A 21,363-nucleotide genomic window follows, 5' to 3' on the forward strand; every position below is an offset into this window, starting at 1 on the left:
GCCATGAACTTTCAGCCCCGATCACAACTCTCATCCGCACAACGGCAGCTTCCGTTCGACTGCATCGCGCTGCTGTTGCAAGGCGGCGGTGCGCTCGGCGCCTACCAGGCGGGCGTGTACGAAGCCCTGGCTGAAGCCAGCATTCATCCCGACTGGGTCGCCGGCATCTCGATCGGAGCCATCAATGCCGCCATCATCGCCGGCAATCCGCCCGAGTCTCGTGTCGACCGTCTGCGCGATTTCTGGACCCAGGTCACCTCGACGGCGCCCTGGGATTGGTCGGGCAATCCCTTCCTGGAATGGACGCGCAGCGACAACACGCGCAACCTTGTCAACCAGATGAGCGCCGGTCTGGCGGCCACGTGTGGCGCCACCGGATTCTTCTCCGCCCGTCCCGTCCTGCCCTGGCTGCAGCCTGGCGGAGCCAGCGATGCGACCAGCATCTATGACACGCGCGCGCTCAAGACCACGCTGGAGCGCCTGGTCGACTTCGATCGTATCAATGCCGGGCTGACGCGCTTCAGCGCCGGCGCGGTCAACGTCAGAACCGGTAATTTCGTCTATTTCGACAATACCACCCATACGATCCGGCCCGAGCACATCATGGCAAGCGGCGCGCTGCCGCCGGGTTTTCCGGCGGTGGAGATCGAGGGCGAGCACTATTGGGACGGCGGTCTCGTCTCCAATACGCCGCTGCAATGGGTGATCGAATCGGATGCCCCGCAGGACATGCTGGCGTTTCAGGTCGACCTCTGGAGCGCGCGCGGTCAACTTCCCCGCAACATGGCTGAGGTCGTCACGCGGCACAAGGAAATCCAGTATTCGAGCCGCACGCGCGCCAGCACCGATCAATTCAAGCACGTGCAGCGTCTGCGGCGCGCACTCACGGATCTGCTCGGCCGGCTGCCCGACGATCTCAGTCAGCATGAGGCCGTGAAACTGCTCAGCACGGCTGTCTCGCGGAACGTCTACAGCATCGTCCATCTGATCTATCGCGCGCGCAATCACGAGGGGCATTCCAAGGATTACGAGTTCTCGCGCCTATCGATGCAGGACCATTGGCAAGCCGGCTACCACGACGCACTGCGCACCCTCCGCCATCCCGAAGTGCTCGCCCGGCCTTCTGGTCCCGACGGGGTCTTCACCTTCGATCTCGAACATGACGGCCGCGAGTAGCCCAATCTCATCGCCCGGAGAGAGCGCAAATGCGCGAGACTGATGTGAAACAACGTGCCTTCGCGATGCCGCTGACCAGCCCGGCCTATCCGCCCGGGCCGTACCGGTTCGTCGATCGCGAATACCTGATCATCACCTATCGCACCGATCCGGCCAAGCTACGGGCCATAGTTCCGGAGCCGCTGGAGGTCGACGAGCGAGAAGCGCTCGTCAAGTACGAATTCATCCGGATGCCCGATTCCAACGGCTTTGGCGATTACACCGAAAGCGGTCAGGTCATTCCCGTCTCGTTCCGCGGACGCAAGGGCGGTTACACCCATTGCATGTTCCTCAACGACGAGGGACCTATCGCGGGCGGACGCGAGCTCTGGGGCTTTCCGAAGAAGCTTGCGCAACCGACGCTGCGAACCGAGATCGACACGCTGATCGGCACCCTGGATTACGGCCCGCTCAGGGTCGCTACGGGGACAATGGGCTACAAGCACCGCGAGGCCGATCTGGCGAAGGTTAAGGCTGCACTCAACGAGCCGAACTTCCTGCTCAAGATCATTCCGCACGTCGACGGCAGCCCACGCATCTGCGAGCTCGTTCAATATCATCTCGAGGACATCGTGCTGAAAGGTGCATGGAGCGGACCGGCGGCGCTGGCCCTCACGCCACACGCCCTTGCGCCCGTCGCCGAACTGCCGGTGCTGGAGATCGTCTCCGCCGTCCACATCCGGGCCGACCTCACGCTCGGCCTCGGCACAGTGGTGCACGACTATCTGCAACAGCCGGCTCGCGGTTCGATTCGAGCCGGTGAGAAGGCTCTTGTCTTCTAATATTGAGCGCGCGTCGCGATCAGCGACGCAGGGGTCCATGGTTCGCGTTTACGAGGAAGTGTACGAGATGGGAATTCTGAAAGGTAAGACGGCTGTCGTCACGGGCTCGACGAGCGGCATCGGCCTAGCTTGCGCGCGGGCGTTCGCCAGCGCGGGCGCTAACGTCGTGATCAACGGCATGGGAGCGCCCGCAGACGTCGAGGCGGCGCGCGCCGCGATCGCGCGCGACTTCGCTGTCAAGGCGATCTACTCGCCTGCGGACATGATGAAGCCGAGTGAGATCGCCGGGCTCATCGCCCTCGCAGAGGCGAGCTTCGGCAGCGTCGACGTCCTGGTCAACAACGCCGGGATCCAGCACGTCGCGCCGATCGACGACTTCCCCGCCGAGAAGTGGGACGCCATCATCGCGATCAATCTCTCGGCCGCTTTCCACGCCGTTCGTGCAGTGGTGCCTGGCATGAAGAGACGCGGCTGGGGCCGCATCATCACGACGGCCTCGGCGCATTCACTTGTCGCCTCTCCCTTCAAGTCGGCCTATGTCGCGGCCAAGCACGGCATCGCGGGCCTCACCAAGACGGTGGCGCTGGAACTCGCCCGCTCGAAGATCACCTGCAACTGCATCAGCCCCGGCTACGTCTGGACGCCACTCGTCGAAAAGCAGATTCCGAGCACGATGGCGGCCCGGCGCATGCGGAGAGACGAGGTCATCAGCGATGTCTTGCTCGCCGCGCAGCCCACCAAGGAGTTCGTCACCGTCGAGCAGGTCGCCTCGCTCGCACTGTTCCTGTGCAGAGACGAGGCCGCTCAAATCACGGGCGCCAACCTCTCGATGGATGGCGGCTGGACGGCTGCGTAGCCGGTTTCAATTCACGGAGCTTCAATCGTGCTTGCTCTCGAAAAAGCGAACCTACTCGACGCGACCAAACGCCGTTTCCAACTCAATCCTGCGGAAGATGACGGCCTCGCCAACGCTCTGCGCGTATGCGAGGAGACCTTCAATGCGGACGTGCTGCCCCAAGGTATCGAGCTGATGGCTCCGTGCGACTTTTATGCGGCGATTGCTTTCGGTCGATCGCGCACTCGGCCAAGGGCCAGGGATGAAGGGGTAAGGCTCTTTCCCTATCTCGCGGCGTGAGGAACGTGGCACCAGACGGCGAGGGAGTTGACCCAAGTCAACACGAGCAAAGCCAAGCTCGGAGATCATGCAATTCGAACAATCAACGGAGACGGTCATGTCGGAGCAAAGCAGCGTGCATTTCTACCTGAATTGGGCCAAGGAGCGCATCGACGAGATGGATGCGGCACTCGCCTCGTTCGAGGTCAAGGCCGGAGAGGCCAAGGCCGAATCCAAGGTCAAGGCCGAGGAGATCATCGCCGATCTGAAGAAGCGCCGCGACGAATTCCAGGTGCAGCTCAAGACGCAAGCCGAAGCCGGCGAAGCAGCCTGGGCACGCAACAGGACGGAACTCGAGAAGCACTGGAACGGCTTCGAGGCGCAGATGAAGGTTTACTTCGAGAGCGCCGGCAAGCAGCTCGAGCAGCAGCAGGCCACATTCAAGGACATCGCCGCCGCGCAGGCGAAGGCTTGGCGCGAGGCCGCCGACAAGTTCCGTGACGCGGCTGGCAAGGTCGCCGCAACTCATACCGGGGATTTCGATGCCGCCCTCAAGCAGATGAAATCCGATGCGTCAGAGGCGGAAGCGCGTCTGCAGAAGCTGAAGCAGGCTGGCAGCGAGTCATGGACGGTGCTGAGCGCAGCGCTCGCCGAGTCTCGCAAGGCGTTCGATCAGGCCAATCAGGCGGCTTGGAAGGCACTGAAGGGCTCTGGCGCGAAGAGCTGAAGGTCACCGGATTTCACAAGCCCCGGTTCAGGCACGATATGCTGGCAACCTCCTAGGGCGCTCGAGCACCTAGCAGGACGGCGCTTTGGGCACGGGTTAGTTCGGTGAAGCTCAATCACGGGCTGGCAAATCCCTCCCGGACATAATTCCGGCCCCTCGGGCGGGCGAGCGCGTGCGCGATCGATCGTCGCCCGAGACGGTTTCGATACGGCTTGCGAGTCCGGAAGGCGATGCTGTGGAACCGGCCCGCGAAGATGGGATTTTTCAGTTTTCCAAACCTGCTCCAAGATCTGCATCTACCGGCTTGCGAATTTCGGACGGCCAACATTTCCAGACGCCGATACCTCGGAGTGGACGCCGTGCGTTGCGATATCAAACCGATATGAAATCTCCGGTTTCTGCCGCGCGCTTGATCGCGTCGATCACTCTGAGGGTTTTCAGCCCTTCACGCCCGCTCACCACAGGCGCGGCCGTACCGCGGATGACCCCGCAGAAATTGGCAATCTGCAGGCCGAGCGGGTCTTCCTTCTCATATCTCAGGTACTCGCGCTCGATCGGCGCCCACCAACTGGCCTTGCTCGGGTGATGCCATAGATCGAGTTGCGGAATTGCGAGCGATGCCCTCGTTCCGCCGATCTGGTAACAAGACTCCTGTGTATGACTGTACGCCGGGTTCTCACCAGCCGTGAATTCCCAGCTCCAGGGCGACTGGATGGTATCGGAGAGATTGACCGTTCCCAGCGCGCCCGAGGCGAAGTGCAGGATGATCACCGCCGTATCTTCGACGGCGTTTCCACGCACTCGATTCGATTGCGCAGCTTGCACCGCGACGATATCCCCACACAGGTAGCGCAGCAGGTCGACATCGTGGATGAGATTCAGGAAAACAGGCCCCGCCCCTTTTTCGCGACGCCAGGCCATATCGAAATAGTCGTCCGGCTTGATCAGCCAGAACATGCCATGCACCGACACGATCTGGCCGAGCCGGCCGCTGTCGATCTCCGCCTTGGCGCGCTGGATCATCGGATTGTGGCGGCGATGATGGCCGGTGAGCAGCGGCACCCCCGCCCGCTCGGAGACCTCGACCAGGGCCTGTGCGGCGACGACGTCATCCGCTAACGGCTTCTCGATCAGCGCTGGGATGCGAGCTGCGATACAATCCATGCCGTTGGCCACATGCATCTGATTGGGGGTGGCGACGACCACCCCCTCCGGCCGATTTTCGGAGAGCATGTCCTGAAGGGACGGAAACCAGTCCACCTTCAGCGAAACCGCCAACTCTCGGGCCGCCGGCATCGGATCGACGATCGATGACAGCACCGCCTCCGGCCGCGCGAGAATGTGCTCGACGTGTCGCTTGCCGATGAGACCCGCTCCCATCACCGAGAGGCGGACGGGTGCGCTCATACGATGCTATTCCTTCTTCTCATCCAGCAGCTTCGCCACACGACGCAAGCCGAGCAGATAACCCTGGGTGCCGAACCCTGCGATGACCCCATCAGCCCGTTTGGAGACAAACGAGTGGTGGCGGAATTCCTCGCGCTTGTGCACGTTGGAAATATGTACCTCGATCACTGTCCCCTCGAACGTGTTTAGAGCATCAAGGATGGCGACTGACGTATGGGTGAAAGCCGCGGGATTCATCACGATCCCGGCAGCCGTCTCGCGCGCCTCGTGAATCCAGTCGATGATCTCGTATTCTCTGTTGGATTGATGAAAGCGGATTTCCAGGCCAAGCTCCTTGGCTAGCGCCCGGCAATCCCGCTCCACGTCCGCAAGCGTCTCGTGACCATAGATGTGGGGCTGGCGCTTGCCGAGCAAATTGAGATTGGGCCCGTTCAGGACGTAGACAAGGCGACTCATGGAAGTACTCCGTTCAGTGATGGGCGAGGATCTCGCCAAGGAACTGCCTGGTGCGGGCGTGCTGTGGATTGCGGAAGAAAGCGTCGGGCGCGCCTGCTTCGATGATCTGGCCTTCGGCCATGAAGATGACCCGGTCGGCAACCTGGCGAGCAAAGCCCATCTCGTGGGTGACGCAAATCATGGTCATGCCGTCGTTGGCGAGACCTATCATCGTATCGAGCACCTCCTTGACCATCTCAGGGTCGAGGGCCGAGGTCGGTTCATCAAACAGCATCACCTTCGGCTGCATGCAGAGCGCACGCGCGATCGCGACGCGCTGTTGCTGACCGCCAGAAAGCTGAGCCGGATACTTCTCGGCCTGGTCACCGATGCGCACGCGCTCGAGGTATTTTCGCGCAATCGCTTCCGCCTCGCTCTTGCTGATCCGGCGCGCCCGGATGGGTGCGAGCATACAGTTCTGCAAGACCGTCATATGCGGAAAGAGATTGAAGCTCTGAAAGACCATGCCGACGTCCTGACGTACGACATCGATTGCCTTGATGCTGTCGTCCAGCCGATGGCCGTTCACCACGATACTGCCCTGCTGGATCGCCTCCAGGCGGTTGATACAGCGGATCAGCGTCGACTTGCCTGAGCCGGACGGACCGCAGAGCACGATCTTCTCGCCCTTGCGCACGATAAGATCGACGTCGCGGAGAGCTTGGTACCCGCCGTACCACTTCTGCACGCCCTTCATTTCGATCAGGATCTGGTCCTGCATGCTGGTCTCCGCCGTTGGGCGGCGGCCAACGCGGATCGCGTCGGCCGCTCGCGGTGGCTACTGGACGGTGAAGGGAACGCCGGGGACGGAGCCCGGGAAGACCGGGACCGGGACCTTCATCCATTTGGCGTAGAAACCCGCCAACTTGCCGTTCGACTTGATCTCGTCGATGAACTTGTTGGCCGTCTCGTTCCACTCCTTCTCGCCCAGTCGTGTGCAAGCGCCGTTGTACAGAGCGGTGAAGTGAAGCTTGGGCTCGAACCCCAGTTCCGGTTTTGCGGCGTTGAGGCGCTGCGGATAAAACAGATTCGCGCCGACTGCCTGGACTTGGCCAGAGAGCAGCGCCTGGATGGTGGCTGCGTCATCGTCGAATCTGCGGATCTCGGTCCCGGACGGGGCGTTGTTGGTCACCTGAGTATCCTGCGTGGAGGACCGCGGAACGCCGATAACGAACTTGCCCATATCGGCATTGCTGTTGATCGGCGTTGCCTGGGCTGCGACTAGCGTAATCTCGTTCGCAACATACGGCTTCGAATACTGCACCGCCTTCGCACGCTCGGGCAGCATGGCCATGGTTGCGAACAGAATGTCCACGCGGCCCGTGGTCAGCGCCGGAATGCGATTGGCAACCGCCAGCGGAACGAACTCGGCCTTCACGCCAAGATATTCGGCGAAGGCGCGCCCCATGTCGGCATCGATGCCATCCTGCTTTCCCGAGCTATCGACATAGCCCCAGGGAGGATTATCGCCCTGAATGCCGATGACGACGACGCCCTTCTTCTTCACGTCTTCCAGAGTGCCGGCCTGCGATTTGCCTGCGATGGCGATAGCCGCCAATGCCAGCAGCGCGATGCCGAGCTGGCGGCGGTTGGGTGAAAACAACATGAGTATCTCCTCCTGGTGATGGCTGTTTGTGATTGAGCAGGTGCGCCGTTCCTACCTTTGACCGGCCAGGGCTAGCCTGGCCTCCATCCGACTGCCCCACCACGACAGTGGCCAGCAGAGGATGAAGTACATCGCGCCGACCACGCCGAAGACGAGCAACGGCTGGAAGGTCTGGTTCGATACGATTTGACCGGCGCGGGCGAGTTCGATGAAACCAACGATGGCGGCGAGCGAAGTGCCCTTGATGAGTTGCACGAGATAGCCGATGGTCGCGGGCAGCGAGATGCGGATCGCCTGCGGCAGCACGATGTCGCGCATGCGAGACGAATAGTGCAGTCCAAGCGCCATCGCCGCCTCGGTCTGGCCGCGCGGCACGGCCTGGATCGCGCCGCGCCAGATCTCGCCGAGGAAGGCGGAGGCATTCACGGTGAAGCCGATCGCCACCGCGACGAAGGCGTCGAGCTTCAGCCCGGTCAGCGCCAATCCGTAATACACGACGAAGAGCTGCAGCAGCAGCGGAGTGCCCTGAAATATCCCGATGTAGATGCGGGTGATCCATTCCACGCCCTTGTGACCGCAGGTGCGTAGCAACGCGACCGCCAGCCCCGCCGTGCAGCCGCCCACAAACGCGACCACCGTCAGCAGCATTGTCCATTGCAGCCCACGCAGCAGGAAGCCGAACTCGGGAAGACCAAAATGCGGTGTCATGATCGCCTCCCTCAGCGTGTCGGATAGGAGAAGACGCGGTGAGAGACGACCGCGAAACCCAGCATCAACAGCCAGGAGATCGCGAGGTAGAGGAAGGTGACGAAGAAGTAGACCTCGAAGCTGCGGAACGTGTCGCTTTCGATGCGCTGCGCAACCGACGTTAATTCGTAAGCCGATACCGCCGAACAGATCGATGAGGTCAGCGTCAGCATGATGAACTGCCCCGTCAGCGAGGGGTAGATCGCGCGAAGCGCGGGCTTGAGCACAATGAACCGGAACACCTGCCCTTTGTGCAGTCCGAGCGCGTAGCCGGCTTCCACCTGCCCTTTATGAATGGACTGCACCCCGCCGCGGATGATCTCGATGGCGTAGGCGCCGCCATTGACACCGAGCGCGATAATGGCGGTGGCGGTCGGATTGAGCTTCAATCCGATCAGCGGCAGGGCGAAGAACAGAAAGAAGATCTGCACCAGGAAAGGCGTATTGCGCACGATCTCGACGAAGCCGATTACGATGGCCCGCAACCAGGCCGCCTTCGAATCGCGTGCCGCGACGCCGGCGACACCGATCGTCATGGCGAGCGTCATGCCGGCAAGCGCCAGGCCCAACGTGCCCACGCACCCCCACAGCAGGGCCGGCATCGCATGCCAAACCACCGAGAAATCGAGCGTATAGCCCATCTTGCGTTTCCTCTCGGGCGTTGTGCGTGCCGCTCGCCCATCGGCCGGGTGTCACCCTCCCAGGGAGGCAAAAGTGGCGAAGAAGACGTCTGGATCAGGTGAGATGCACGTGAACAGGCGGAATGCTTCGGTGCCCTGGAAGATCGCCATGCCACCGCCGTCGACGGTGCGGCAGCCGAGGGCACGCGCCGTACGCAGCAATGCGGTTTCCAGCGGGAAGTAGACGATCTCGGCGACCCAGAGATCGGGACGCAACAGGGCCGTCGGCAGCGGCGTCCCTGGATACTTGTCCATCCCGATCGGCGTGGCGTTGACAATTCCGTCTGCGGCAGCAACGGCGGCCGCGACATCCTGGCCGACCCTCAAGCGCCCCTCTGAAAATCGAGAAGACAAGCCGTCGACCACATTTTGCGCCTTGGCCGAGTCGACGTCGATGATGGTCAACTCCCGCACGCCGAGCTTCATCAGCGCGAAGGCGACCGCAGCTCCTGCACCGCCGGCGCCGAATTGGACGACACGACCGAGCGATGCACCCTGCATGTTGCGGCGAAAGTTCTCGGCGAAGCCGAACCAGTCGGTGTTGTGGCCGGTCATTCGACCGTTCCTGATGACCACGGTGTTCACGGCACCAAGCGCCTCCGCGTCAGGCGAAAGCTCATCCAGCAGTGGAATGATCGCCTGCTTGCAGGGATGGGTCACGTTCAGCCCGTCAAAGCCCGTCCGCTTTGCCGCCGTCAGCAATTCCGGCAATGCCTCTACGCCAAGCTTCAACTCGGCGAGATCGATCTTCTTGTAGAGGTAGCGGATGCCGGCGGCGTCAGCGGCCGCTTCGTGCATGGGCGGAGTGCGGGACGCAGCGATGCCGCTGCCGATCAGGCCGACGAGAAAGCTGGACTTCTGATGCATGGTCGGCATCGCCCGTCAGCTCAAAGGGACAGTCAGCTCGGCGATGACCCGAGCCGTGCTCGGTCGAACGCCGCGCCACCAGGAAAAAGCTTCGGCCGCCTGCTCGACCAGCATGCCGACGCCGTCGGCCAGCCTGGCTACGCCTTTTGCGCGGGCCGCCTGTAGAAAAGGCGTCAATCCCTTGCCGTAGGCGAGTTCGTATGCCAGCTCCGCACCGCGGAAGACATTGCCGGGAAGTGGCGGCATCTCACCTCGCAGGCTGGCCGATGTCGCGTTGACCACGACGTCATAGCCTTCGGCAAGGTCGGCCAGTTCAGCATAGCCGCTGACGATCAGGGGGCCACAGCCGGCAAACTCTTCGGCCAATGCCACCGCTTTCGCCAGCGTCCGGTTGACGAGAACCAGCTCGGTCGGCTCCTGGCGCAGGAACGGCAGCAGCGCGCCACGCGCTGCTCCTCCGGCACCGAGCATCAGGACGCGGCGGCCGGCCATTTTGACGCCGAGATTGACGGTGATGTCGCGCACGAGGCCGATCCCGTCGAAATTCTCGGCAATGATCCGATCGCCATCGAACTTCAGGCAGTTTGCGGCGCCTGCTCGTTTGGCGCTCTCTGAAAGCTCGCTTGCATAGGCGAAGGCATCGAGCTTGAACGGGGCGGTGATGTTCAGCCCCTTGGCGCCCTCTGTCCGGAATTGATCAACCCGTTCGCTAAAGCCATTGAGGGGACCCTCGATCGCCTCATAGACAAGGTCCTGTCCCGTCATTCTGGCGAAAGTGCCATGGATGAGAGGTGATTTGCTGAAGCCGATCGGATTGCCGATCACCGCATAACGATCGCTCATGGCTCACTCCTGCACTGCAGCTTCGTTATAGAGGACACCGTCACGCACCATCGCCTCGACGAGCTCGGCCGACAGTCCCAGCGACATTGCAATACGGCAATTGTCCTGGCCGAGCAGCGGCGCCGGAGTCCGCACCGTGGTGTCGCAATCGGAGAACCGAAACGGCAGGTTCGGCAACGTCACCTTGCCGAGCACAGGATGCTCCTGCTCGACCAGCATGCCGCGCGCGTGGATCTGCGGATCCTTCACGACCTCTTCGATGGTCTGCACGGGAGCGGACGGCACACCTGCTTCGTCAAGTGCCGCAAGACAAGCATCCCGAGACGACTGCGACAGAGTCCAGTTGCGCACGATCTCCATCGCTTCGGCATAATGGGCGTTCCGCGCGGCAGGCGTGGTGAAGCGTTCGTCGGATGACAACCTGCTTCCGCCAATCAGCGTCGCCAATCGTCGCCAGGCATCATCGACTTGCGCGGCGATGACGAGATTGCCGTCCCTGGCCGGAAAGACGCCGTAAACGGTCGATTCCGGCTGTCCGCTGCCGGTCTGCTTCGGCAGGTCGGTACCGCCGGAGAGGAAGTAGCGCTGAACCGCATAGTCGTGCATCGAGACCATGCAGTCGTACAGCGCCAGATCGATATGCTGGCCGCGCCCGGACGACGCGCGGCCGACCAGCACTGCATTGATGGCAGCCACGCCGTGAATGCCGGTGTACATATCGGCCAATGGCATCCGCAGCAGCGGCGGCGCTTCGCCAGGATTGCCCAGTTGCGCCAGAGCGCCCGACATCGCCTCTGCGATCAGACCGAAGCCCGGACGGTCGGCATAGGGACCAGTGTGACCATAGGCGGAGACCGAACAGTAGATCAGTCCGGGATTGCGCGCCGAGAGCGCCTTGTAACCGAGCCCGAGGCGCTCGAGTGCGCCGGGGCGGTAGTTCTCGATGAAGACGTCGGCTGTGTCGACCAGCTTCATCATCAGGTCGAGGCCACGCTTGTCGCGCAGATCGATACACAATCCCTGCTTGCCCATGTTCTGCTGCAGGAAGTAGCCGGATTGTCCGTCCTTGAAATAGCCGTGGGCGCGGCCCGCATCACCTTGCTTCGGACGCTCCACCTTGATGACTTCCGCACCCATCGCGGCGAGGCAACGGCCCATGAACGGACCAGCAAGGAAATGGCTGTAGTCGATGACGCGAATGCCTTTGAGCGGCAGATCTTGTGCGGTCATGCCTGCTCTCCCGCGACGCTGGTCTTCGGGCGCATCGGAATCATCAGCCGGTGCTCGCCTAGCTGCACCACTTCACCGCGCTGATTGATCAGCTCCGAGGGCAGCACCACGATGCCCCACCCTTCCCGCTTCGTCGAGCGCATTGAACCAACGCGGAACTTGACGTGCACGGTGTCGCCGAGCTTGATCGGCAGCTTGAAATCCCACGTCCAGCCCAGCGACATTCCCGGAAGGAAGCGGTAGTCGGCACGGGTCTTCAAGCCGTCGGCCAGCGACAGCCCAAACAGCCCGTGCGCGACGCGCGTACCGAATGGTGTGGTCTTGGCGTATTCCTCGTCGACATGAACAGGCGTGAAATCGCCTGTTAGCTCGGCGTAGGCATTCACCATTGCTTCAGTGACCGTCACCGAGGGGGTGACGCATTCGTCACCGACCTCGGCATCGTCCCAGTAGCGCTCGTCGGTCATGTCGCGTCTTCCTCTAGGCACGGGGATTGATCGCCAGGGCGGCTTCCACGGCGCCTGCGCTGGCTTGCAATATCTCGACGTTCAGGCCGCCCGGCAGCTCGAGCCAGTTCGGGCCGGCGGGCAAAGCCTTGGCGCCCCAGGCGGCGGCGCGAGCGAGTACGCCTTCGTAGTCGTCGACCATGATGCCGAGATGGGCGAGACGCCCCTCCGGCCCGGCAAAATGCGGATCCTCGATGAGTTGCACGCTTCCCAGCACCCATACCTGACGCGGGCGCGCACCATCGGCGGGTTGCTCGTCGCGAATAGTGAGACCAAGCACCTCGCGAAAGAAGTCGACGTGATGATCAACGTCCGGCACGCGGATCGCGACGTGTTCGACATAAGCGCGGGGCAGCGACATCGTCTCAGGCCTTTCCAGGATAGTCGCTGCGGGCGTATTCGAGCCCTTTGACCAACGCGACAAGGGTCGCGTTGACGGGGGTCGGCACGTTGAGCTTGGCGCCCCAACGCACGACGGAGCCGTGAATGTAATCAACCTCGGTCAGATTGCCGGACTGCAAGCTCTGCAACATCGATGTCTTGAATTCGGGCGGCAGTCCAGCAGACGCCATCGTCCAGGCCCGGCGCGGATCGGCAATCGAGATCTTCACGCCGGCCGCCTGCGCGACCGCGATGCCCTCCGAGATTGCGGCCAGCGCACACTCTTCCAGGACCGGCAGTGAATAGAGGCCGCCATAAGTCAGCCCGGTAACCGCGGTAATTCCTCCTCCGGCGACGTTGATGAACAGCTTGTCCCACATCGTGCCCAGGATGTTGTCGCTGAGCAGCGTGAGAATGCCGGCACGATTGAACGTCTCGGAAATTCGCTGCGCGCGTTCCGTCAAGCGTCCGTCAAGCTCGCCGATGATGGTTTCCTTGCCGACCACTCCGGAGCGAACATGACCGGGGCCGAGCAGCACGCCGCCAACATAGGTCTTGCCTGCCATGACCCGGTCACGACCAACTTCCTCTGAAAGGATGTCCTCGTGACCAAGACCGTTTTGAAGCGACATCACGACCGTCTGCGGGCCTATGATCGGCGCTGCCGCCCGGATCGCATCCCGCGTGTGATAGGATTTGACAAGGACGATGACGAGGTCCGCCACGATGCCGACCTGCGTCGCGGAGGTACAGGCCGAGACCTTCACGACGGTCTCGGCGTCACCCTCGAGCATCCGGAGACCGTTGGCGTTGATTGCGTCAACATGGGCCTGGAACGGATCGATCAACCAAACCTCGGCCCCACCGCGCGCCAGCGTGCCGCCGATGGTCGAGCCCAGGGCTCCCGCTCCGATAAAGCAGATCCTCATCCGAACGCTTCTCCCTCGCCCATCCTTGGCGTTGGAAGCGTGCTAGCAGGCTGCCCTGTATTTGGATATGCTATGATCCTTATAACCATTATTGAAGATCGCAATGAAGCAGCGAGACCTCCCCGAGACGACTCTGCTGGAGCCGCGCCTGCTCCGGCTGTTTGACGCATTGTTCGCCACGGGCAGCGTCACCAAGGCGGCCGAGAAGCTAGGCCAGAGCCAGCCGACCATTTCGATCTGGCTGGCGCGCCTACGGAAGGAACTGGCCGATCCGCTCTTCATTCGGTCGGCTGAGGGAATGCTGCCGACTCCGCGCGCCGAGGCGCTCATCGGCACGGCCCGGCAGGCATTGGAGATGCTGCGACGTCTGGCGGAGCTTCGCCCAGAGTTCGATCCGACGACTGCAAAACGCCGCTTCGTCATCTGCATGACGGATGCGAGCCACGTCACGCTGCTTCCGTCTATTCTCGCTCACGTTCGCCGCGTTGCCCCTGGCGTTCGTATCGAGGCGACACAGATCGGCGCGGATACCCCACGAATGCTGCAATCCGGCGAGGCCGATCTGGCGCTCGGCTACATCTCGGACCTCGACGCCGGGCACTTCCAACAGGCGCTCTTTCCCCAGGATTGGGTCTGTTTGGCGAACGCAAAACATGCCCGGATCCGCGACCGCATCACCACAAAGGATTTCAGGCGTGAAGCGCACGTCCTCATTCGCTCCGGCACCGGACATCAGTTGCTCGCGGACGCACTACAGGAGCAGCGGATAGTCCTCGACGTTGCGCTTGAGCTACCTGGCTTTTTGGGACTGCCCGCAATCGTCGGGACGACGGACCTGATCGCTACCCTTCCAAGGCACATCGGCGAAACATTGGCTCACTATTACGGACTGCGCGTCCTCGACTGCCCACTGGCGATCGCCGGCTTTACGGTGAAGCAATATTGGCACGCCCGCTTCCATCACGACCCGGCAAACCAATGGCTGCGTGACGTGTGCGGCGAGCTTTTTCAACAGCAGGAGGTGCGTGGTCTACATCGTTCCGGTCGGGCAAGGAAACGAAGGCCACGCGATTTGCAGTCGTAGTGGTCCCCAATAGCGGGGCAACGACCGCCCCCATGGCCGCCGGCTGGGCGGACTGCGGCACGGCTGCAAATTCCGCACAACCGCATCTCGACCGGTCGTCCGCTTCGTTCGCCGTAGCACCCTATTCTACGATGAGGGCAAAACAGACCTGCCCGAGCAGCTTCCGCGGCATATGTTGGGATGGAAGCCTCGGAGATAAGCCAGCATGGCCACGCCGTTTAGTTCGATTCTGGACTGAGTCCCTGTTTCCAAACGCGCCCAAAAGACCTGACTGAGATCGAACTGCTTAACGAATGAACTCAACAGCTTAAACACTGGCTGGGGCGGGAGGGATCGAACCTCCGAATGGCGGAATCAAAATCCGCTGCCTTACCGCTTGGCTACGCCCCAACAGGCGACCTCGGGACGGCGGAAGAACTGGCTACCGCAGATTCCCTCGGATCGCAGCCGGTCTATAGGCTGCGGCACGGCATTTCAACCGCCTGGAGGGGCAAAATACCACAGCCCCCGCGAGCGGCGGCGCCACACTCTATATAAGTCCGGGTGGAGGCCCTGTTCCGGGCCTGAGCCGTCCTGGCGTACGGGCAGTTGAGACCGCCGGCAATTCATGGGAAGACCGCCGCCAAGACCTGTCTCCGGGAGTGAACCATGACCTACCGCGCGCCGATCTCTGACATGCTGCTGTCGCTCAACCATGGCGCCGGCCTGAAGGCGGCGGTGGACGCCGGCCATTACGGCGATTTCGATGCCGACATTGCGGCCGCCGTGCTGGAGGAAGCCGGCAAGTTCGCAACCGACGTGCTGGCGCCGCTCAACAAGATCGGCGACGAGCACGGCATCAAGCTGGATGCCGGCAAGGTCACGACTGCGCCGGGCTGGCCCGATGCCTATAAGCGCTGGACCGAGGGCGGCTGGAACGCGGTGTCGGGACCCGAGGATTTCGGCGGCCAGGGCCTGCCGCTGGCGATCAACGCCGCCTGCACCGAGATCTGGAGCGCGGCCAACGTCGCCTTCGGGCTCTGCCCGTTGCTGACGGCGTCGGCGATGGAGGCGCTGGATGCCCATGGCAGCGACGAGCTGAAGAAGATCTATCTCGAAAAGCTGGTCTCCGGCGAATGGACCGGCACCATGCAACTCACCGAGCCGCAGGCCGGCTCCGATGTCGGCGCGCTGCGTACTCGCGCCGAAAAGCAGGCCGACGGCACCTATCGCATCAAGGGGACGAAGATCTTCATCACCTATGGCGAGCACGACATGACCGACAACATCGTGCATTTCGTGCTCGCGCGCCTGCCCGACGCGCCTGCAGGCACCAAGGGGATCTCGCTCTTCCTGGTGCCGAAGTTCATGGTGAACGCCGATGGCTCGCTCGGCGCCCGCAACGACATCTTTGCCTCCGGCGTCGAGCACAAGCTCGGCATGCATGCCTCGCCAACCTGCACCATGACCATGGGCGATCAGGGCGGCGCGATCGGTTTCCTGATCGGCGAAGAGAACCAAGGCATGCGCTGCATGTTCACGATGATGAACCAGGCGCGGCTCGGCGTGGGCCTGGAGGGCGTCGGCGTCGCCGATCGCGCCTATCAGCAGGCATTGTCTTATGCGCAGGAACGCAAGCAGGGCCGCGCCATCGGCAAGAAGGGCGAAGGCTCGGACGCGATCTTCGTGCATCCCGACGTCAAGCGCATGCTGATGCGGATGCGGGCGCAGACCGCGGCCGCGCGCACCATCTGCTACGCCACCGCCGTCGCGATCGATGTCTCGACGCGGGCCAAGGATCCCAAGGTCCGCGCCGACGCGGCCGCGCGCGCGGCGCTGCTCACGCCGATGGCGAAGGGATATTCCACCGATATCGGCAACGAGGTCGCCTATCTCGGCGTGCAGGTGCATGGCGGCATGGGTTTCATCGAGGAAACCGGCGCCGCGCAGCATTATCGCGACGCGCGCATCACCGCGATCTATGAAGGCACCAACGGCATCCAGGCGATCGACCTTGTGACGCGCAAGCTCGCGGCCAATGGCGGCGCGGCCGTGTGGGCGCTGCTCGACGAGCTCGCGGCAACGGTCAAGCAGGTCGAAGCTTCCAACGATCCCGCTTTCGGCACCACCGGCGTCAAGTTGCGCGAGGCGCTGGAGGCGTTGACGCGCACCAGCAAATGGCTGCTGGAGCGCGTCACCTCGGCACCGAACGAGGCGCTCGCCGGCGCCACGCCTTACTTGCAGCAGTTCGGCGCGACGCTCGGCGGCTGCATGCTTGCTTCCGAGGCGCTCGCCGCGAAAGCCGACGGCAACACCGACGCCGCGCGCCACGTCTCGCTCGCGCGTTTCTTCGCCGAGAACATCAGTGTGCAGGCCGGCGCGCTCGAGCGTACCGTGACGGAGAGCGCGGAGTCGGTCGCGGCGGCGGACGCGGTGCTGTTGAGGTAAGCGGTTTACCGAGCGCACAGACGCGTAGGATGGGTTAGCCGAGCAGATGCACGAAGTGCTTCTGTTCGGCGTAACCCACCAGCGTCTGCTTCCGCGGATGCAGAAGAGGTGGGTTACACCCCGCGGACTGCGCTTCGCGCAACCACAGGGCTAACCCACCCTACGAACTTTCGCGCTCCGCCTGCCCGGCCGCCACAGCACGATTCCCGCGGCGACCAGGTCCAACACCACGCATATCGCGAACGCAGTCGTGTAATTGCCGGTGAGGCTTCGCACGAGGCCGACGATACCCGGGCCAAAGGCGCTGACGACGCCGCTGATCGAGGTGCCCAATCCCATCGCGGCGGCGAAGGCGGCGGAGCCGAGCTCGCGCTGGATGATCAGGGGCGGGAACGTGATCATGTTGCCGATCGAGAAGCCGTAGACGGCACAGCACACCAGCAGCACGGTCGGGCTCGTGCTCTGGAGAAGCACGAAGAGCGCGGCCGCCTGGCTCGTCATCGACGCCGCGCAGGCAAGCCGCGGATCGAGCCGGTCGACGAACAGGCCGAGCGACAGGCGTCCGACCACCGCCATCGCGGCCATGATGGTCACGGCAAGGCCGGCGCTGGCGCGACCGATCAGCGGTTCGAGGAACGTCACCTGGTGGATGATGAATCCCATCTGCGCCAGCAGCGCGATCGCGATCGGCAGCACCATGGTCCAGAACGCCGCATTGGCGAGCAGCGCCTTGCGTGAATGCACTGGGGCGGCTGTGCCGGCAACGGAGGAGCGTCCACCCGATGCCAATGATGTCCCGCCGGGCCAACCGATGAAGCCGACGACCACCGGCAGCACCAGCACCACCATCGCGATCGTCGCCGCCAGCATCGCCGAACGGAAGCCGATGCTGCCGGTCAGCGACAGCAGCAGCGGAACGAGGATGATGCCGCCGCAGGTCGCTCCGTTGAAGGCGAGGCTGAGCGCGAGGCCGCGGCGCCGCTCGAACCAGGAATTGAGCACGGTCGCGATCACCACGGTGCCCATGCCGGTCCAGCCGACCGACATCAGCGCATAGGCGAGATAGAGCTGCCAGGGCGTCTGCATCAGCGCCAGCAGCACCGTCGACGCCCCCAGCGCGCAGAGACCGCACAGGATCAGCGAGCGCAGCCCGATGCGGGCAAGCAGGTCGTCGGTGAAAATGACGAGGACGGAGGTCAACAGAAACGAGAAGGTGCTGGCCGCGGAGACCAGCGTGCCCGGCCAGCCATGGGCGCGCTGGAGCTCGGCGAGATAGACGCCCTGGCCGTAAAGGCCGAAGCCGAACATGAAGAAGGCCATCAGGAAGCAGGCCAGCACAACGCGCCAGCCGCGATAGGACAGCGAAGATTCGTCAACGCCCGTTGCGGCAACCATCAATCGAGCCGGCCAGATGGAACTAAAGCGCGATCGTGCCCCACAACCACCGGTTTTTCAAATGAAACATTGTAGCTATTTGTTGCGGCGCGCAACGGCGCGTGACAGTAATGCAACCCGCGGTGGGCGCGGCCTCGCGCGCATCAACCGAAAAGGTTGAGCGAGCGCATTGGCACGCCTGCAAGATGATGTAGGCTGAGGCTTGCGAGACTCGCGGGCGACAAACGGCGCAGCGGCGCAGGGGGGGTTCTCATGCCGAATGGCAATATCGTGGTCACCGAAGAGCGGGAGACGCGCGTGATCACCCTGCGCCGTCCGGGCAAGAAGAACGCGATCACCCAGGACATGTACCGGGAGATGAGCCACGCCATCGACACCGCGCAGAACAATCCCGATATCCGATGCATGATCATCACCGGCGGCTCCGGCGTGTTCACCGCCGGCGACGACATCGACGACTTTCTCCACGCCGACACGGCGCGCCCAGAGACGCTGTCGAACGGCGCGAAATTTCTCTATTCGCTCGCCCTCAATACCAAGCCGATCATCGCCGCCGTTGACGGCGCGTCGATCGGCATGGGCACCGTGATGCTGTTTCATTGCGACTACGTGCTCGCCTCGACAGCCGCGACATTCTCCGCGCCCTACATCAAGCTCGGGCTCGTGCCGGTCGGCGCCGCCAGCCTCCTGATGCCGAACACGATGGGGTACCAGCGCGCCTTCGCGATGCTGGTGATGGGGCGGACCTTCTCCGCCGCGGAAGCCGAAGCCGCAGGCTTCGTCAACAGCGTGGTCTCGCCGGGACATACGGAAGTCGAGGCGCGCAAGGTGGCGCGCGAGATCTGCCGGCTTCCGGCCGAGGCCGTCGCGACCTCGCGCAAACTGCTGCGCACCCCGCCGGAGGAATTGACCCGCCGCATCGACCAGGAGGCCCATCTGTTCGGCGAGCGGTTGAAATCGGACGACGCAGTAGCTGCGTTCAATGCCTTTGCGAACAGGAAGAAGCGGTGAGCCCCACCGTCATTCCGGGGCGCGCGTAGCGCGAGCCCGGAATCCATCGGGCCACAGAGTTGATGGATGAATGGATTCTCAGATGCGCAATTGCGCATCATAGCTCGCGACTTCGTCGCGCCCCGGAATGACGGCGAGAACTTTCGTGAAATCTTCGCGCCGAACGACTAATCTGGTTCCATGCAATACCGATCGATCCTTGCTGCGCTCGTCCTCGCGCTTGCCTCCCTCCCCGCCTCTGTGCAGACCGCCGCACCCGTCGAGCTGCGCATTCTCGCGATCAACGATTTCCACGGCAATCTGCGGCCGCCGCCGGGCGGCATCCGCATCAATGACCCCGAGGACAAGACCAGGAAGGTGATGGTCGCGGCCGGCGGCGCCGAGTACATGGCGACGCTGGTCAAGCAGCTGCGCGAAGGGCACAGGAACACGATCTTCGTTGCCGCCGGCGATCTGATCGGGGCGAGCCCGTTCCTGTCGGCAATGTTCCACGACGAGCCCTCGATCGAATCGCTCTCGATGATGGGGCTTGCGATTACCTCAGTCGGCAATCACGAATTCGACGAGGGCAAGACCGAGCTGCTCAGGATGCAGAACGGCGGCTGCCATCCGCTCGACGGCTGCCAGGGGCCGCATCCCTTCCTAGGTGCCAAATTCCACTATCTCGCAGCCTCCACCGTGGAAACCGCAACCGGCAAGAGCGTGCTGCCGCCCTACGAGATCAGGGAGTTCGACGGCATCCCTGTCGCCTTCATCGGACTGACCCTGAAGGAGACTGCAGGCATCGTCTCGCCATCAGGCATCGCCGGTCTCGAATTCCGCGACGAGGCCGAGACGGTGAATGCGCTGGTGCCGCAGTTGAAGGCGCGCGGCGTCGAGGCGATCGTGGTGCTGATCCACCAGGGCGGCGAGCCCTCAGGCGACTACAACGAATGCCCCGCCATTACGGGGCCCATCGTCGATATCGTAAAGAAGTTCGATCGCGCCGTCGACGTCGTCGTCAGCGGCCACACCCATCGCGCCTATGTCTGCGATATCGACGGGCGGCTCGTCACCAGCGGCGACAAGTACGGCACACTGGTCACGGCGATCGACCTCAAGCTCGATCCGGCAACCCGCGACATTGTCAGCGCGAAGGGCGAGAACGTCATCGTCGCAAATGCCTCGCTGGCGAAGGACCCCGAACAGACCGCATTGATCGACGCCTATGACAAGCTGTCGGCGCCGATCGCCAACCGGCCGGCCGGATCGGTGACGCAGACGCTGTCGCGCGTTCCGAACGAGGCCGGCGAAAGCGCGCTCGGCGATGTCATCGCGGATGCGCAACTCGCGGCGACCAGGGAGGCCAAGGATGGTGGCGCTGTCATCGCGCTCACCAATCCCGGCGGCATCCGCACCGATATCGTCCCGAAGGAGAACGGCGCGATAACGTTCGGCGATGTTTTCGCCAGCCAGCCATTCCGCAACCGCCTCGTCACCATGACGCTCACGGGCAGCCAGCTGAAGGACATGCTGGAGCAGCAATGGCTCGATCCGAAGCGACCGCGGATCCTGCAGGTGTCGAACGGGTTCAATTACACCTGGGACAGCTCGAAGCCGTTCGGCGAACGCATCGCATCCGAGAAGATGACGCTCAACGGCAGGCCGATCGAGGCTGGGACCGGCTACCGAGTCACCCTCAACGACTACCTCGCCGTCGGCGGCGATGGCTTCACGGTCGCCAAGCAGGGCTCGGCGCCGCAATATGGCGGCTACGATGCCGATGCGCTGTTCGCCTTTTTCCGGGCGCACGGGCCGATCGGCCCGCTGCCTCCGACTCGCATCCTGCGCGTGAATTGATCCGGATCAAACGGGCCGGAACGGGACAACCCTTTGCCATTCCCGTCCAAGCGCATAGATTGGGTTTGGCATTGCGTT

The 21,363-nt window shown here is 63.1% G+C and carries 22 protein-coding genes and 1 tRNA gene; 9 read left to right on the top strand and 14 right to left on the bottom strand.

Annotation, left to right across the window (positions count from 1 at the left end; all coding sequences use genetic code 11):
* Nucleotides 1-3: 3 nt before the first annotated feature.
* The 5 genes from GGD63_RS22275 (at nucleotide 4) to GGD63_RS22295 (ending at nucleotide 3,838) form a co-directional block, all read left to right on the top strand.
* Nucleotides 4-1,176, top strand: coding sequence for a DUF3734 domain-containing protein (locus tag GGD63_RS22275; RefSeq protein WP_183245293.1), 1,173 nt, complete (start codon nucleotides 4-6; stop codon nucleotides 1,174-1,176).
* A 29-nt stretch (nucleotides 1,177-1,205) separates the two neighbouring features.
* Entirely contained in the window at nucleotides 1,206-1,997 is a 792-nt protein-coding gene (locus GGD63_RS22280) for an acetoacetate decarboxylase (protein ID WP_183245294.1), read from the top strand.
* Between the two features lie 67 nt (nucleotides 1,998-2,064).
* Entirely contained in the window at nucleotides 2,065-2,853 is a 789-nt protein-coding gene (locus GGD63_RS22285; RefSeq protein WP_183245459.1) for a 3-hydroxybutyrate dehydrogenase, read from the top strand.
* 27 nt (nucleotides 2,854-2,880) lie between these two features.
* Nucleotides 2,881-3,132 (top strand): hypothetical protein, encoded by a 252-nt coding sequence (locus GGD63_RS22290; RefSeq protein ID WP_183245295.1) that lies wholly within the window; start codon nucleotides 2,881-2,883, stop codon nucleotides 3,130-3,132.
* A 97-nt stretch (nucleotides 3,133-3,229) separates the two neighbouring features.
* Nucleotides 3,230-3,838 (top strand): hypothetical protein, encoded by a 609-nt coding sequence (locus tag GGD63_RS22295; RefSeq protein WP_183245296.1) that lies wholly within the window; start codon nucleotides 3,230-3,232, stop codon nucleotides 3,836-3,838.
* Between the two features lie 372 nt (nucleotides 3,839-4,210).
* On the opposite strand, the gene GGD63_RS22300 is transcribed toward GGD63_RS22295, so the two are convergent.
* From GGD63_RS22300 to GGD63_RS22355, 12 genes are read right to left on the bottom strand one after another with little or no spacing between them, the layout of a single operon-like run.
* Entirely contained in the window at nucleotides 4,211-5,245 is a 1,035-nt protein-coding gene (locus GGD63_RS22300) for a Gfo/Idh/MocA family protein (protein ID WP_183245297.1), read from the bottom strand.
* 6 nt (nucleotides 5,246-5,251) lie between these two features.
* Nucleotides 5,252-5,701, bottom strand: coding sequence for a type II 3-dehydroquinate dehydratase (gene aroQ, locus GGD63_RS22305; protein WP_183245298.1), 450 nt, complete (start codon nucleotides 5,699-5,701; stop codon nucleotides 5,252-5,254).
* A gap of 13 nt (nucleotides 5,702-5,714) precedes the next feature.
* Nucleotides 5,715-6,461, bottom strand: a complete 747-nt coding sequence (locus GGD63_RS22310; RefSeq protein ID WP_183245299.1) for an amino acid ABC transporter ATP-binding protein — start codon at nucleotides 6,459-6,461, stop codon at nucleotides 5,715-5,717.
* Nucleotides 6,462-6,518: 57 nt separating this feature from the next.
* Nucleotides 6,519-7,346, bottom strand: a complete 828-nt coding sequence (locus GGD63_RS22315) for a transporter substrate-binding domain-containing protein (protein ID WP_183245300.1) — start codon at nucleotides 7,344-7,346, stop codon at nucleotides 6,519-6,521.
* Nucleotides 7,347-7,397: 51 nt separating this feature from the next.
* Nucleotides 7,398-8,054: an amino acid ABC transporter permease gene (locus GGD63_RS22320; protein WP_183245301.1), complete on the bottom strand. Its 657-nt coding sequence runs from the start codon at nucleotides 8,052-8,054 to the stop codon at nucleotides 7,398-7,400.
* A gap of 11 nt (nucleotides 8,055-8,065) precedes the next feature.
* A complete protein-coding gene (locus tag GGD63_RS22325; RefSeq protein WP_183245302.1) occupies nucleotides 8,066-8,734 on the bottom strand; it encodes an amino acid ABC transporter permease in 669 nt (222 codons plus the stop codon).
* Between the two features lie 51 nt (nucleotides 8,735-8,785).
* On the bottom strand, nucleotides 8,786-9,640 hold the full coding sequence (locus GGD63_RS22330) for a shikimate dehydrogenase (RefSeq protein WP_183245303.1): 855 nt from the start codon (nucleotides 9,638-9,640) through the stop codon (nucleotides 8,786-8,788).
* 15 nt (nucleotides 9,641-9,655) lie between these two features.
* On the bottom strand, nucleotides 9,656-10,483 hold the full coding sequence (gene aroE / locus GGD63_RS22335) for a shikimate dehydrogenase (RefSeq protein WP_183245304.1): 828 nt from the start codon (nucleotides 10,481-10,483) through the stop codon (nucleotides 9,656-9,658).
* Between the two features lie 3 nt (nucleotides 10,484-10,486).
* Nucleotides 10,487-11,713 (bottom strand): CaiB/BaiF CoA-transferase family protein, encoded by a 1,227-nt coding sequence (locus tag GGD63_RS22340; RefSeq protein ID WP_183245305.1) that lies wholly within the window; start codon nucleotides 11,711-11,713, stop codon nucleotides 10,487-10,489.
* Nucleotides 11,710-12,180: a MaoC/PaaZ C-terminal domain-containing protein gene (locus tag GGD63_RS22345; RefSeq protein WP_183245306.1), complete on the bottom strand. Its 471-nt coding sequence runs from the start codon at nucleotides 12,178-12,180 to the stop codon at nucleotides 11,710-11,712. Before GGD63_RS22345 ends, GGD63_RS22340 begins: the two co-directional genes overlap by 4 nt.
* Before the next feature lie 13 nt (nucleotides 12,181-12,193).
* Complete coding sequence (locus tag GGD63_RS22350; protein ID WP_183245307.1) at nucleotides 12,194-12,580, bottom strand: VOC family protein; 387 nt, start codon at nucleotides 12,578-12,580, stop codon at nucleotides 12,194-12,196.
* 4 nt (nucleotides 12,581-12,584) lie between these two features.
* Nucleotides 12,585-13,529 carry a ketopantoate reductase family protein gene (locus tag GGD63_RS22355; protein ID WP_183245308.1) on the bottom strand — a complete coding sequence of 315 codons (945 nt, stop codon included), beginning with the start codon at nucleotides 13,527-13,529 and terminating at the stop codon, nucleotides 12,585-12,587.
* Between the two features lie 103 nt (nucleotides 13,530-13,632).
* Between GGD63_RS22355 and GGD63_RS22360 the strand changes: the two genes are divergently transcribed.
* On the top strand, nucleotides 13,633-14,613 hold the full coding sequence (locus GGD63_RS22360; protein WP_183245309.1) for a LysR family transcriptional regulator: 981 nt from the start codon (nucleotides 13,633-13,635) through the stop codon (nucleotides 14,611-14,613).
* A 315-nt stretch (nucleotides 14,614-14,928) separates the two neighbouring features.
* On the opposite strand, the gene GGD63_RS22365 is transcribed toward GGD63_RS22360, so the two are convergent.
* A tRNA-Gln gene (locus GGD63_RS22365) sits at nucleotides 14,929-15,003 on the bottom strand.
* A 258-nt stretch (nucleotides 15,004-15,261) separates the two neighbouring features.
* Here GGD63_RS22365 and GGD63_RS22370 point away from each other — a divergent pair.
* Nucleotides 15,262-17,040, top strand: coding sequence for an acyl-CoA dehydrogenase (locus GGD63_RS22370; protein WP_183245310.1), 1,779 nt, complete (start codon nucleotides 15,262-15,264; stop codon nucleotides 17,038-17,040).
* Between the two features lie 150 nt (nucleotides 17,041-17,190).
* On the opposite strand, the gene GGD63_RS22375 is transcribed toward GGD63_RS22370, so the two are convergent.
* Nucleotides 17,191-18,435 carry an MFS transporter gene (locus GGD63_RS22375; protein ID WP_183245311.1) on the bottom strand — a complete coding sequence of 415 codons (1,245 nt, stop codon included), beginning with the start codon at nucleotides 18,433-18,435 and terminating at the stop codon, nucleotides 17,191-17,193.
* A gap of 252 nt (nucleotides 18,436-18,687) precedes the next feature.
* Here GGD63_RS22375 and GGD63_RS22380 point away from each other — a divergent pair, with 252 nt between their 5' ends.
* Nucleotides 18,688-19,446, top strand: a complete 759-nt coding sequence (locus GGD63_RS22380) for an enoyl-CoA hydratase-related protein (RefSeq protein WP_183245312.1) — start codon at nucleotides 18,688-18,690, stop codon at nucleotides 19,444-19,446.
* Between the two features lie 180 nt (nucleotides 19,447-19,626).
* Complete coding sequence (locus tag GGD63_RS22385; protein ID WP_183245313.1) at nucleotides 19,627-21,285, top strand: bifunctional UDP-sugar hydrolase/5'-nucleotidase; 1,659 nt, start codon at nucleotides 19,627-19,629, stop codon at nucleotides 21,283-21,285.
* Nucleotides 21,286-21,363: the final 78 nt, after the last annotated feature.

The organism is Bradyrhizobium sp. cir1 (assembly GCF_014198245.1).
GTDB lineage: Bacteria > Pseudomonadota > Alphaproteobacteria > Rhizobiales > Xanthobacteraceae > Bradyrhizobium.

What these genes read in the sequence shown, in the direction of transcription:
- GGD63_RS22300 (WP_183245297.1), bottom strand. Translation starts at nt 5,245, where the DNA reads ATGAGCGCACCCGTCCGCCTCTCGGTGATGGGAGCGGGTCTCATCGGC.
- GGD63_RS22285 (WP_183245459.1), top strand. Translation starts at nt 2,065, where the DNA reads ATGGGAATTCTGAAAGGTAAGACGGCTGTCGTCACGGGCTCGACGAGC.
- GGD63_RS22345 (WP_183245306.1), bottom strand. Translation starts at nt 12,180, where the DNA reads ATGACCGACGAGCGCTACTGGGACGATGCCGAGGTCGGTGACGAATGC.
- GGD63_RS22350 (WP_183245307.1), bottom strand. Translation starts at nt 12,580, where the DNA reads ATGTCGCTGCCCCGCGCTTATGTCGAACACGTCGCGATCCGCGTGCCG.
- aroE (WP_183245304.1), bottom strand. Translation starts at nt 10,483, where the DNA reads ATGAGCGATCGTTATGCGGTGATCGGCAATCCGATCGGCTTCAGCAAA.
- GGD63_RS22375 (WP_183245311.1), bottom strand. Translation starts at nt 18,435, where the DNA reads ATGGTTGCCGCAACGGGCGTTGACGAATCTTCGCTGTCCTATCGCGGC.
- GGD63_RS22355 (WP_183245308.1), bottom strand. Translation starts at nt 13,529, where the DNA reads ATGAGGATCTGCTTTATCGGAGCGGGAGCCCTGGGCTCGACCATCGGC.
- GGD63_RS22310 (WP_183245299.1), bottom strand. Translation starts at nt 6,461, where the DNA reads ATGCAGGACCAGATCCTGATCGAAATGAAGGGCGTGCAGAAGTGGTAC.
- aroQ (WP_183245298.1), bottom strand. Translation starts at nt 5,701, where the DNA reads ATGAGTCGCCTTGTCTACGTCCTGAACGGGCCCAATCTCAATTTGCTC.
- GGD63_RS22315 (WP_183245300.1), bottom strand. Translation starts at nt 7,346, where the DNA reads ATGTTGTTTTCACCCAACCGCCGCCAGCTCGGCATCGCGCTGCTGGCA.
- GGD63_RS22280 (WP_183245294.1), top strand. Translation starts at nt 1,206, where the DNA reads ATGCGCGAGACTGATGTGAAACAACGTGCCTTCGCGATGCCGCTGACC.
- GGD63_RS22295 (WP_183245296.1), top strand. Translation starts at nt 3,230, where the DNA reads ATGTCGGAGCAAAGCAGCGTGCATTTCTACCTGAATTGGGCCAAGGAG.
- GGD63_RS22360 (WP_183245309.1), top strand. Translation starts at nt 13,633, where the DNA reads ATGAAGCAGCGAGACCTCCCCGAGACGACTCTGCTGGAGCCGCGCCTG.
- GGD63_RS22370 (WP_183245310.1), top strand. Translation starts at nt 15,262, where the DNA reads ATGACCTACCGCGCGCCGATCTCTGACATGCTGCTGTCGCTCAACCAT.
- GGD63_RS22330 (WP_183245303.1), bottom strand. Translation starts at nt 9,640, where the DNA reads ATGCATCAGAAGTCCAGCTTTCTCGTCGGCCTGATCGGCAGCGGCATC.
- GGD63_RS22385 (WP_183245313.1), top strand. Translation starts at nt 19,627, where the DNA reads ATGCAATACCGATCGATCCTTGCTGCGCTCGTCCTCGCGCTTGCCTCC.
- GGD63_RS22325 (WP_183245302.1), bottom strand. Translation starts at nt 8,734, where the DNA reads ATGGGCTATACGCTCGATTTCTCGGTGGTTTGGCATGCGATGCCGGCC.
- GGD63_RS22380 (WP_183245312.1), top strand. Translation starts at nt 18,688, where the DNA reads ATGCCGAATGGCAATATCGTGGTCACCGAAGAGCGGGAGACGCGCGTG.
- GGD63_RS22340 (WP_183245305.1), bottom strand. Translation starts at nt 11,713, where the DNA reads ATGACCGCACAAGATCTGCCGCTCAAAGGCATTCGCGTCATCGACTAC.
- GGD63_RS22320 (WP_183245301.1), bottom strand. Translation starts at nt 8,054, where the DNA reads ATGACACCGCATTTTGGTCTTCCCGAGTTCGGCTTCCTGCTGCGTGGG.
- GGD63_RS22275 (WP_183245293.1), top strand. Translation starts at nt 4, where the DNA reads ATGAACTTTCAGCCCCGATCACAACTCTCATCCGCACAACGGCAGCTT.